General features: G+C 58.9%; 8 protein-coding genes and 2 rRNA genes (1 of these 10 running past the window's edge). 6 read left to right on the top strand and 4 right to left on the bottom strand.

Annotated elements, in window-relative coordinates:
- The 6 genes from VCB98_RS05250 to VCB98_RS05225 form a co-directional block, all read left to right on the top strand.
- Window positions 1-2540 (top strand): 23S ribosomal RNA (locus VCB98_RS05250) (it extends 344 nt beyond the left edge of the window).
- A gap of 115 nt (window positions 2541-2655) precedes the next feature.
- Window positions 2656-2771: ribosomal RNA gene (gene rrf / locus VCB98_RS05245) — 5S ribosomal RNA — on the top strand.
- Window positions 2772-3183: 412 nt separating this feature from the next.
- Entirely contained in the window at window positions 3184-4131 is a 948-nt protein-coding gene (gene ctlX, locus VCB98_RS05240; protein WP_346050851.1) for a citrulline utilization hydrolase CtlX, read from the top strand.
- An 11-nt stretch (window positions 4132-4142) separates the two neighbouring features.
- Window positions 4143-4613, top strand: a complete 471-nt coding sequence (locus VCB98_RS05235) for a PaaI family thioesterase (RefSeq protein ID WP_346050850.1) — start codon at window positions 4143-4145, stop codon at window positions 4611-4613.
- 191 nt (window positions 4614-4804) lie between these two features.
- A complete protein-coding gene (locus VCB98_RS05230) occupies window positions 4805-6679 on the top strand; it encodes a S8 family serine peptidase (RefSeq protein WP_346050849.1) in 1875 nt (624 codons plus the stop codon).
- A 190-nt stretch (window positions 6680-6869) separates the two neighbouring features.
- Complete coding sequence (locus VCB98_RS05225) at window positions 6870-7703, top strand: dimethylarginine dimethylaminohydrolase family protein (RefSeq protein ID WP_346050848.1); 834 nt, start codon at window positions 6870-6872, stop codon at window positions 7701-7703.
- Window positions 7704-7758: 55 nt separating this feature from the next.
- Here VCB98_RS05225 and VCB98_RS05220 read toward each other — a convergent pair whose 3' ends face one another.
- From VCB98_RS05220 to ectB, 4 genes are all read right to left on the bottom strand, one after another.
- The gene (locus VCB98_RS05220) at window positions 7759-8643 is read right to left on the bottom strand and encodes a diacylglycerol/lipid kinase family protein (protein WP_346050847.1); all 885 of its coding nucleotides are present in this window, start codon (window positions 8641-8643) and stop codon (window positions 7759-7761) included.
- Window positions 8644-8791: 148 nt separating this feature from the next.
- Window positions 8792-9727 (bottom strand): ectoine hydroxylase, encoded by a 936-nt coding sequence (gene thpD, locus VCB98_RS05215; RefSeq protein ID WP_346050846.1) that lies wholly within the window; start codon window positions 9725-9727, stop codon window positions 8792-8794.
- 101 nt (window positions 9728-9828) lie between these two features.
- Window positions 9829-10221, bottom strand: a complete 393-nt coding sequence (locus VCB98_RS05210; RefSeq protein WP_346050845.1) for an ectoine synthase — start codon at window positions 10219-10221, stop codon at window positions 9829-9831.
- Between the two features lie 244 nt (window positions 10222-10465).
- A complete protein-coding gene (gene ectB / locus VCB98_RS05205) occupies window positions 10466-11746 on the bottom strand; it encodes a diaminobutyrate--2-oxoglutarate transaminase (RefSeq protein ID WP_346050844.1) in 1281 nt (426 codons plus the stop codon).
- Window position 11747 lies beyond the last annotated feature (1 nt).

The raw sequence follows: 11747 nt of genomic DNA, 5'->3' as shown, positions 1-11747 counted from the left end.
TTCAACGTGAAATCGAGTAGGGCGGGACACGTGTTATCCTGTCTGAATATGGGGGGCCCACCCTCCAAGGCTAAATACTCCCTACCGACCGATAGTGAACCAGTACCGTGAGGGAAAGGCGAAAAGAACCCCGGAGAGGGGAGTGAAATAGAACCTGAAACCGTATGCGTACAAGCAGTCGGAGCCCGCAAGGGTGACGGCGTACCTTTTGTATAATGGGTCAGCGAGTTACTTTCAGTGGCGAGGTTAACCGTATAGGGAAGCCGAAGGGAAACCGAGTCTTAACTGGGCGTCCAGTCGCTGGGAGTAGACCCGAAACCGAGCGATCTACCCATGGCCAGTGTGAAGGTGGGGTAACACCCACTGGAGGCGCGAACCCACTAACGTTGAAAAGTTAGGGGATGAGCTGTGGGTAGCAGTGAAAAGCTAAACGAGCTCGGAGATAGCTGGTTCTCCCCGAAAACTATTTAGGTAGTGCCTCGTGTCTCACTCTCGGGGGTAGAGCACTGTTTCGGCTAGGGGGCCATCCCGGCTTACCAAACCGATGCAAACTCCGAATACCGAGAAGTGCAATCACGGGAGACAGACTGCGGGTGCTAAGGTCCGTAGTCGAGAGGGAAACAGCCCAGACCATCAGCTAAGGTCCCTAAATCATGGCTCAGTGGGAAACGATGTGGGAAGGCACAGACAGCCAGGAGGTTGGCTTAGAAGCAGCCACCCTTTAAAGAAAGCGTAATAGCTCACTGGTCGAGTCGGCCTGCGCGGAAGATTCAACGGGGCTAAGCCATGTACCGAAGCTATGGGCGCACTTTGTGCGCGGTAGGGGAGCGTTCCGTACGCCGCTGAAGGGAGACCCGCGAGGGCTCCTGGAGGTATCGGAAGAGAGAATGCTGACATGAGTAACGATAAAGCGGGTGAAAAGCCCGCTCGCCGAAAGCCCAAGGTTTCCTGCGCAACGCTAATCGGCGCAGGGTGAGCCGGTCCCTAAGGTGAGGCCGAAAGGCGTAGCCGATGGAAAACAGGTTAATATTCCTGTGCCACATATTACTGCGATGGGGGGACGAAGGAGGCTAAGTCATCCGGGTGTTGGACGTCCCGGTTCAAGCGTGTAGGGAGTGTGAATAGGCAAATCCGTTCACACAATCCTGAGACGTGATGTCGAGGTCCTGAGTGGACCGAAGTGACTGATGCCATGCTTCCAGGAAAAGCCTCTAAGCACCAGGTAATATGTGACCGTACCGTAAACCGACACAGGTAGGCGAGGAGAGAATCCTAAGGCGCTTGAGAGAACTCGGGTGAAGGAACTCGGCAAAATGGTACCGTAACTTCGGGAGAAGGTACGCCTCTAGTAGGTGAAGATCCTCGCGATCGGAGCCGAGGGAGGCCGCAGTGACCAGGGGGCTGCGACTGTTTACTAAAAACACAGTACTCTGCAAACACGCAAGTGGACGTATAGGGTATGACGCCTGCCCGGTGCCGGAAGGTTAATTGATGGGGTTAGGCTTCGGCCGAAGCTCCTGATCGAAGCCCCGGTAAACGGCGGCCGTAACTATAACGGTCCTAAGGTAGCGAAATTCCTTGTCGGGTAAGTTCCGACCTGCACGAATGGCGTAACGATGGCCCCACTGTCTCCACCCGAGACTCAGTGAAATTGAAATCGCAGTGAAGATGCTGCGTTCCCGTGGCAAGACGGAAAGACCCCGTGAACCTTTACTACAGCTTTACACTGAATTTTGAACATGCTTGTGTAGGATAGGTGGGAGGCTTTGAAGCGGCGACGCCAGTTGTCGTGGAGCCAACCTTGAAATACCACCCTGGCATGTTTGAGGTTCTAACCCAGGCCCGTTATCCGGGTCGGGGACAGTGTATGGTGGGTAGTTTGACTGGGGCGGTCTCCTCCCAAAGAGTAACGGAGGAGCACGAAGGTACCCTCAGCGCGGTCGGAAATCGCGCAATGAGTGCAAAGGCATAAGGGTGCTTAACTGCGAGACAGACACGTCGAGCAGGTGCGAAAGCAGGTCTTAGTGATCCGGTGGTTCTAAGTGGAAGGGCCATCGCTCAACGGATAAAAGGTACTCCGGGGATAACAGGCTGATTCCTCCCAAGAGTCCACATCGACGGAGGAGTTTGGCACCTCGATGTCGGCTCATCACATCCTGGGGCTGAAGCAGGTCCCAAGGGTATGGCTGTTCGCCATTTAAAGTGGTACGCGAGCTGGGTTTAGAACGTCGTGAGACAGTTCGGTCCCTATCTGCCATGGGCGTTGGAGATTTGAGGGAAGCTGCTCCTAGTACGAGAGGACCGGAGTGGACGCACCTCTGGTGTTCCGGTTGTCACGCCAGTGGCACTGCCGGGTAGCTATGTGCGGACGGGATAACCGCTGAAAGCATCTAAGCGGGAAGCCCCTCCCAAGATGAGATCTCCCTGGACCCTTGAGGTCCCTGAAGGGCCGTTGGAGACTACAACGTTGATAGGCTGGGTGTGGAAGGTCAGTAATGGCTGAAGCTAACCAGTACTAATTGCCCGTGAGGCTTGACCATATAACACTCAAGCAACTTGAGTGTGCGACTAAGGCTGTATTGCTGCATCGCGCCAAGACGATCTTTCGAATTCCCAAGCCCTGTCCTCAGGACAGGCTTGCCGTGAGCCAGTTCGCCTGGCGGCCATAGCGAGTGTGAACCACCCGATCCCATGCCGAACTCGGAAGTGAAACCGCTCAGCGCCGATGGTAGTGTGGGGTTTCCCCATGCGAGAGTAGGTCACCGCCAGGCTTTATATCCCAACCCCAAGGTCGATTCCGGCCTTGGGGTTTTTTTGTTTCGCATGGGGAAACCCCACGCCTTTTCATGGACGACCCTGAGCTCAGCCGTGCCCGGTAGCCGTCCCTGGCCCGCAGTCCGGCCCGGCCGTCCTGGCCGGGCGCTCACGTCGGCTGCGAAATGCCACCGGCATTTCGGTCCTTGTTCGCCCCCATGCTCGTGTAGGTCACCGCCAGGCTTTATATCCCAACCCCAAGGTCGATTTCGGCCTTGGGCTTTTTTATTTGGCATGGGGAAACCCCACCCCTTATCAACTCACCAAGCATTCCTAGGCGTTTCCCGGACTCAAGACGTTCTGCCCGCTTAGCGTAGGCTTCACTATGGGGTAGAATCTGTGCTGAAATCACAACTTTCGGAAAGGCCCATGTCCATTCAGCAGCAATGCACCGATTCGGTGATCATGATCCGTCCGGTCAGCTTCACTTCCAACCCCGAGACGGCGGTCAGCAATACCTTCCAGGCTAATATCGATGCCTCGGAGGAAGAGGCCGTTCGGAATCAGGCGCAGGTCGAGTTCGACGGGCTCGTTGCCGCGCTGGAAAGAGCCGGTGTCGAGGTTACCGTGTTTGACGACACGCCGGATCCGGTCACACCCGATGCCCTGTTTCCAAACAATTGGCTCAGTACCCATGCCGATGGTGACGTCGTTCTGTATCCCATGGAAGCGCCGAGCAGGCGGGCCGAGCGTCGCGACGACGTCATCGACTCTCTGGAAACTAAGCACGGTCGACAGATCCAGGCACGGCATGACCTTAGCCCCAGTGAAGGGAAGGATCGTTTTCTGGAAGGTACCGGCAGCTTGGTGCTGGATAGGGTAAATCGCATTGCCTATGCCTGCCTGTCCAACCGAACCCACCCCGCCTTGTTTCATGACTGGTGTGAGCGCTTCGATTTCCAGCCGGAAGCCTTTACCGCCATGAGTCACGGCAAGGAGATCTACCACACCAATGTCATGATGTGTGTGGGCCAAAGTTTCGCGGTCGTCTGTGAGGAGTCTATCGTTGACGAACAGGAGCGCTTGCGGGTGCGGGGACGTCTGGAGCGCACCGGCCACGAGGTCGTTGCCATTAGTCTTGCTCAGATGAACGCCTTTGCCGGCAACATGCTTCAGCTGCGCAGCAAGGATGGAAAGGCCCTGCTCGCAATGTCTTCCCAGGCCAAGAACAGCCTGACTGACGACCAATTGGAACGTCTCGAGCAGCACGTCACAATCGTTAGTGCCGATATTTCGACCATCGAGAAATATGCCGGCGGCAGTGTCCGCTGCATGCTCGCGGAGAATTTTCTGCCGCGCAGTTCTGCGGATCAGTAATGAGGTCAACAATGCAAGCAACGGATCTTTGCCTACAGGAACGCTACGCTCCACACAATGCTTGTTATGGCTGCGGACCCGCCAATGACAAGGGCCTCCATGTTCGATCCTTTCCAGACGGGGACCAGGTAGTCGCGGAGTGGACGCCGGAAGCGCACCATGAGGCGTTCCCGGGCGTGCTCAATGGCGGAATCATCGGTTCCATTCTGGATTGCCATTGCAACTGGACGGCCGCCTGGCATCTGATGACCCAACGGGGCGAAGACCATCCGCCCTGTACCGTCACCATGGATTATCAGATCCGCTTAAAGCGCCCGACTCCAACCGACGGGCCCTTGAGGCTGGTCGCGCGCGTTGTCGAGACCGACGGTGATGTGGTCACTGTGGAAGGCCAGCTCTATGCTGGCGACAAGCTTTGCGATACCTGCCACGGCCGGTTCATGGCTGTGAAGCCTGGTCACCCCGCCTATCACCGCTGGTGAGTCGCCTCCCAATTTACGCTGTGTAAGCCGCCAGCCGTTGGTCGGAATCCTTCTGAATTCTCTCCTGCTCAGAGGAAAGTGTGAACTGGTTCACGGTTTTTCACCTAAAAGCCGACTAGATTCTTTCAATCGCCCGTATGTGGCGTACTTATCGGGGGGGTCCGATATACGCTTTGAGCGGGAGGTTTTCCGTGTCTCTTATTCGCAACAGCAGTGCTGGTGCCCTGGCTGCGGCCGTCCTGACGGGTGCCATGAGTGTTTCAGCCGTGGCGGACAGCAAGGAGCGGGTCTGGGTTGTCTTTGATCAAGGCCATAAGGGTAGCGTGCAACGTGCGCTGAATGCCCAGGGCGGTGAAGTCCATTACCAATTTGACGAACTGAATGCCTTCGCCGTCAGTCTGCCCACCCAGGCCATCAACGGCCTGCGCAATAACCCTCACGTGGCCTATGTAGAGAAGGATCCTCGCCGTGAGCTGATGTCCAGTCAGGTCAGCCCCTATGGCATCGGTATGGTCCAGGCCGATCAGGTCTCCGACGGTGCTGCCAGCGAAATGACCGTCTGTGTCATCGACTCCGGCTACGACCTCAATCATGAAGACCTACCTTCGGGTGGCAATGTTACCGGCACAAATGACTCCGGCACCGGTAATTGGTACCAGGACGGATCCGGTCACGGCACCCATGTGGCCGGTACTATTGCCGCCCTGAACAACGATGTGGGCGTGGTGGGCGTCCTGCCTTCCGGCAATCCGAATCTCCATATCGTCAAGGTCTTCAATGACAGCGGTTCCTGGGGTTATTCCTCGGATCTGGTTCACGCCCTGAACGTCTGTGAAGACGCTGGTTCAAATGTTGTAAACATGAGTCTGGGCGGCAGCTTCTCAAGTAACTCCGAGGCTAACGCCTTTGCCGCCGCCCATGATCGTGGTGTGCTGTCCATCGCCGCTGCGGGCAACGATGGCAACACCCGCAAGAGCTATCCGGCTTCCTACGATGCCGTGGTCTCGGTGGCCGCCATCGACGAGAACATGGAGCTCGCCAGCTTCTCCCAGCGCAATGATCAGGTCGAACTGTCCGCGCCGGGTGTGGCAGTCCGTTCCACCGTCCCCATGGGTTCCGGCAATGAGGAAACCTTCACCCTTTCCGGTGATGCTTTTTCCGCTGTCGCGATGGATGGTTCGCCCGACGCCCAGGGCCAGGGTGAATTGATGGATTGTGGCTTGGGCACCTCTACCTGTGATGCCCAGGGCCAGGTCTGTCTCATCGAGCGTGGCCAGATCAGTTTTGCCGACAAGGTCCAGGCTTGCGAGGCTGGCGGTGGCGTCGGCGCGGTGATCTACAACAACGAATCCGGCGCCCTCCAGGGCACCCTGGGTGATGTGGCGACCGGCATACCCTCCGTGGGAATCAGCCAGGCTGATGGTCAGGAAGCACTGACCCGTCTGGGTGAAACCGGATTCGTGGCCACCGGTGTGGGCAACTACGCCAGCTGGAATGGCACCTCCATGGCCAGCCCCCATGTGGCGGGTGTGGCAGCCCTGGTCTGGAGCCATCACCTGAGCTGCAGCAACCAGGAAATCCGTGACGCCCTTGCCGCCACCGCCCTGGACCTGGGCAGCGCCGGCCGTAACAACGAATTCGGTTACGGTCTTGTTCAGGCCCGCGATGCCGTCGATTACCTTTCCAGCAATGGCTGTGCCGGTGGTGGTGATGACGGCGGTGACGATGGCAATGGTGGCGACGACGGCAACGGCGGTGATGACGACGATGGCGATGACGGCGACAATGGTGGTGATGATGGTGACAGTGATGACGGCGATGCCGATTCCATCGAACTGATTGCCGTCGGCTACAAGGTGCAGGGTCGTCACCGTGCCGACCTGAACTGGACCGGCGCCAGCTCCAGCATGGTTGAGGTGCTGCGCAATGCCGGTGTCGAGGCCACCGTCGAGAACACCGGCGAATGGACCTGGACCAGTAATATTCGTGGCGGAGCCTGCCATGATTTCCAGGTCTGCGACACGGATTCAGGCGAATGCTCCCAGGTGGTGACGGTCTGCCCCTAAGCCAGTCCGAGTCTGTGCTGAACCGAAACGGCCCGCATTGCGGGCCGTTTCTTTATCACTTACCGGGTCCGCCACCGTGGTGGTCTTGCAGCCATTCACCTTAAACTACCTCCGCAAATCGGGTAGAATCCCGACTTTGCGCCGGCCTCTGGGCGGTAACCACAGATAACACCAATACGGAATGACCGTCATGTCCACATCCACTCGCATTCTCATGTGTCCGCCTGACCATTTCCACGTCAATTACGCTATCAATCCCTGGATGAAGGGCAACCAGGACCAGGTTTCCCAGGAGAAGGCGATGTCCCAGTGGCAGGCTTTGAGGGCATTGGTGGCGCGTTTTGCCGAAGTGGTCGAGATTGAGCCCCAGGAAGGGGTGCCGGATATGGTGTTCACCGCCAACGCCGGCACGGTTGCCGGGAAGCGGGCCGTGGTTTCCAGCTTCGCCCACAAGGAGCGCCAGCCGGAGGAGCGGCATTTCGCCCAGTTTTTCCGCAAGATTGGCTATGAGGTGGGTGAGCTGCCAGAGGGTGTGCGTTATGAGGGTGCCGGTGATTCCCTGTTTGACCGGGGTGGTGAGTGGCTCTGGGCCGGTTCCGGCTTCCGCACCGATCGCGAGGCACATGAGTTCGTGGCCGATTTTCTGGGGGTCGACGTCCTGAGCCTGACCCTGGTTGATGAGCGCTTCTATCACATCGACACCTGTTTCTGCCCCCTCGCCGGCGGATGGCTGCTTTACTATCCTCAAGCCTATGATGTCGCCTCCAATGAGTTAATCGAATCGCGGGTGCCGGCTGAGCGCCGAATCCGGGTGACCGAGGAAGAAGCGGCGGAATTTTCCTGTAACGCCATCAATATTGGCGAGAATGTAATCATGCATGACTGTTCCGACCGCCTGCGTTCAGAGCTGGAGCGAGCTGGCTTTACGGTGCATACCACCTCCCTGAGCGAGTTCCTCAAGGCGGGGGGGTCGGCCAAGTGTCTGAGCCTGAAGCTGGATGAGCCCGAGGCCATCGCAAAATGAAGCACTGAGTCACTGCATGGCGCAGCGATAAAAGAACCAGGGACGGCTCGGCCGATTAGCTAAAGAACGTCAGCGCCCCCGGAAGCACGCCAATTTCAAGGCGACGGGCCTGACGGTAGATTACCTCACCATCGGCGTGGACGCGGCAGGGCGCATCCAAATGGATGCTTGCCCGCCGGGTCAGGAAGCGTTGGTAGCCTTCGATTTCTTCTACACGGCCTTCAGTGACCAGGGGAGCCAGGGCCATGATCTGGCGCCGACTGAGCGACGGCGTAATGATCAGGTCCAGTTGCCCGTCCTCGATATTTGCATGAGGGGCCAGATTGAATCGTCCGCCCTCGTAGCAGCCATTGGCGATTACCATCAAGGTCACTTCCTGCTCCAGATTGCCCCCGTCATGCCTGACCGAGACTCGAGGGCGCCGTTTCCGCAGCAGCGACTGAGCAAGGGCAGCAACATAGGCCGTGTCACCGGGCAGCCAACGGCGGCGGGATGCAATATCCGCGATATCCGCGTCCAGACCGATTCCCAGGGTATTGGCAAAGAAGATGTCGTTGCACTGGCCCATGTCGACTCGGCGTTTTGTGCCCAGCATCAGCCGGTCGCAGGCGTCCGCCCATTCACGGGGTAGCCCAAGGCTCTTCGCGAAGTCATTACCGCGCCCCACGGGAATCAGTGCCAGGTCCGGCAAAGGGCCCTCGCTTTGTAAGCAACCATTGATGACTTCGAACAGGGTGCCGTCGCCACCCGCTGTCGCCAATAGCCTGCTGCCGGACTCAACCACCTCCCTGGCCAGCTCAATGCCGTGGCCCGGGCTTTCTGTCAGGTGCCAGCGGGGCTCGAAGTCGAGGCTTCGAAGGTGCGTGTCAATGGAATCTCGAAATTTGCCGGCTCTCCCGCCCCCTGCCGCGGGATTAAGAATGATATCAACGAGGCTCACACCGTCCCCCTTTCTTCGCAGCGCCTGATCATTTGTCCCATACAGCGGGCGCAAATGAATTGATCAGAGGTTCCTTAGTCTACCTTGTTTACTGGCGTTTGGCAGGGGCGTGAACCAGGCCTTTCGCCGGTTCACGCCGGTGGCGGGATCACAGGTGGCGCAGGGCCCGGGTGTGGTCACGTTCCGCCAGCCATTGGGGACGATGCCTGGGCGCGGCGTAGGGCGCCTGGAGGCGATTTTCCATGCTATTGAAGACAAAGAAGGCGTTGCTCCGCGGCAGAGGGGTGATGTTGCCGTTGGAGCCGTGCATGGTATTGCATTCAAAGAACAGCACCGAGCCCGCCGGCCCCTCCGGAACATGGATGCCGCCCTGCTGAACCAGCCAGCTCAAGCTCTCCTGGTCCGGTACGCCCACTTCCTGGGCTTTGAGAGAGCTGAGATGATTGTCCTCCGGGGTCTCGCCCACACAGCTGATGAAATGCCGATGGGAGCCGGGGATCAGCATCAGGGCCCCGTTAAAGGCCTTGTTGTCTGTCAGCAGAATCGAGCAGCTGACCGCCCGCATCCGCGGCATACCGTCCTCGGCGTGCCAGGTCTCGAAATCCGAGTGCCAGTAGAACTCCTTGCCGGTGAAGCCCGGCTTGTAGTTGACCCGGCTCTGATGGACATAGACATCCGAGCCCAGCAGTTGTTGGGCCACATCCAGCACGCGCGGGTCCCGGCACAGCCGCCCGAAGAGGTCGTCATTGCGATGGATTGAAAAGATCGAGCGGATGGACTCGCTGCCCGGCTCAGTGATGACCTCGGGACGCTTGCTGTTGTCGGCACGAGCGTCGAGGCGGCGAAGTTCCCGCCGGTACATTTCCACTTCGCTCTCCGAGAACAGCCCGGTGAGAAAGAGGAAGCCGTCCCTTTCGTACCGGCTCAGTTCCTGCTGGCCGAGAGGGCCATCGTCGATGTCGCCGTAAACAATTGGGTCCTTGCGGGGGATGATGCGTGCTTCGTCCTGGACCCGGGTGGGATAGATGTCAGTGTGTGTGCCGGTTTGCCGTGTTTCATGCAATTCCCGCACGGTTACTGCCATAACAGACCTCCTTTATGCTTGTCGTTGGTTGGTTACCTCTCTGTGTTAAGTTCATGGCCCGGGCGGCAAATCGCCCCCCGGGTCCTGGAAATGCCTCGGGATCAGTCTTCGTCTACCGGATAAACCCCGTGCTCGTCATGGACCTCACGTCCGCTGATGGGCGGATTGAAGACACAGACCATGCGCATATGGGTGCCCTTGTTGGCCCGAAGATAGTGCTCATCGTTCTTGTCCAGGATGTAGATCTCGCCCGCCTTGACGGGCCATATCTTGCCGTCCGCGATGGTCTCGACTTCACCCTCGCCCTCGGTCAGATAGACCGATTCCAGATGGTTCTTGTAGTGAATGTGGGTTTCGGTGCCTTCCTTGATGATGGTGTCATGGACGGAATAGCCCATGCCGTCATCCTTCAGGACCAGACGGCGGCTGACCCAGTTGCCGCCATCCACTTCGCGGTCGGTACCGATGATGTCATCCAGTTTTCTCACAATCATTGTCATGGCTCCCAAATATGCCGGTGAGTGGTCGTGTCGGGCGCACAGGGCCCTGCTTGCCTGCCGTTCATGATACGCAGGGCGGCCCTGGAGTCCGTACTAATGGCTGGCCGGTCTTGTTCCTTGCTGTGCCAGCCGGGTGCTGCTTGCGGATGGCTTGTGAGCTATCCAGAGTGCGGGGACGGCTGGGCCGCCCCCGCGACCACGCGCATCGCTTTCAAGCTGGGGATGCGTTGCGGTTATTTCAAGCGGCGTTCTGCTCGGCCAGTTTCTTGCTGACGGTCTCGGCGACCTTGTCGAGGATGTCCAGGCCCTTGACCAGGTCCGCTTCCTCGATGACCAGCGGGGCGAGGAACTTGACCACGTTATCGTCGATCCCGGCACCCTCGATCACCAGTCCGTGCTTGAAGGCCTCTTCCGAGAACATGTCGGCCAGGCCCTTGTGCTCGGAGGCCAGGCCCCAGATGAAGCCGCGACCGCGGACACGGGCCTTGAGGGCCGGATGGCGGTCGGCAATGGCCTGGAAGCGCTCCCTCACGATTTCGCCCTTGCGCCGCACCTCGCGGGTCAGGGCGTCATCCTGCCAGAATTCCTTCAACGCCGCGGTGGCGGTGATGAAGGCCAGGTTGTGACCGCGGAAGGTGCCGTTGTGCTCGCCCGGACCCCAGATGTCATGCTCGGGCTTGAGCAGGATTACTGCGAAGGGCAGGCCGTAGGCGGACAGGGACTTGGACAGGCAGACCATGTCCGGGTCCAGATCCCATTCCTCGAAGCTGAAGAAGGTGCCGGTGCGACCGCAACCCACCTGGATGTCGTCGATGATCAGCAGGATGCCATGCTTCTTGCAGATTCGGCCCAGACGCTCCATCCATTCGCGACTGGCCACGTTGACCCCACCTTCGGCCTGCACGGTCTCGACGATCACGCCGGCCGGCATTTCCACGCCACTGCCCCGGTCTTCCAGCACATGCTCGAAGTAATCCAGGGTGTCGACACCCTCGCCCATGTAGCCGTCAAAGGGCATGGGCGTGGCATTGCTCAACGGCTGGGCGGCGCTGTGGCGCTTGCCCTCGTTGCCGGTCACCGCCAGGGAGCCGACCGTCATGCCGTGAAAGGCATTGGTGAAAAAGGCCATGTTGGTCCGGCCGGTCACCTTGCGGGCCAGTTTCATGGCCGCCTCGGTGGCGTTGGTGCCGGTCGGGCCCGGGAACTGGACCTTGTAGTTCATCTTGCGCGGTTCCAGGATGACCTGATTGAAGGTTTCCAGGAAACGCTCCTTGGGGGCGCTGTACATGTCCAGGCTGTGGGTGATGCCGCCGCGTTCCACATACTCCAGCAGCGGCTTGCGCAGTGCCGGGTGGTTATGTCCGTAGTTGAGCACGCCGGCACCGGCGAAGAAGTCCAGGTACTTCTCGCCCTCGGTGTCGGTCAGCCAGGCGCCCTCGGACGTGTCCCAGGTCTTGGTGAAGGTCCGGCAATAGCCGCGCACTTCGGATTCATATTTGTCGATGGTCTTGTTGCTCATT

The organism is Natronospira elongata (genome assembly GCF_034931365.1).
Classification (GTDB): Bacteria; Pseudomonadota; Gammaproteobacteria; order Natronospirales; family Natronospiraceae; genus Natronospira; species Natronospira elongata.
The sequence above is the reverse complement of the archived record's forward strand: the minus strand, read 5'-3'. Positions and strand labels throughout refer to the sequence as shown.

Coding starts and splice junctions, on each gene's coding strand:
- ctlX (WP_346050851.1), top strand. CDS start 3,184: ATGTCCATTCAGCAGCAATGCACCGATTCGGTGATCATGATCCGTCCG.
- VCB98_RS05235 (WP_346050850.1), top strand. CDS start 4,143: ATGCAAGCAACGGATCTTTGCCTACAGGAACGCTACGCTCCACACAAT.
- VCB98_RS05225 (WP_346050848.1), top strand. CDS start 6,870: ATGTCCACATCCACTCGCATTCTCATGTGTCCGCCTGACCATTTCCAC.
- thpD (WP_346050846.1), bottom strand. CDS start 9,727: ATGGCAGTAACCGTGCGGGAATTGCATGAAACACGGCAAACCGGCACA.
- VCB98_RS05210 (WP_346050845.1), bottom strand. CDS start 10,221: ATGATTGTGAGAAAACTGGATGACATCATCGGTACCGACCGCGAAGTG.
- ectB (WP_346050844.1), bottom strand. CDS start 11,746: ATGAGCAACAAGACCATCGACAAATATGAATCCGAAGTGCGCGGCTAT.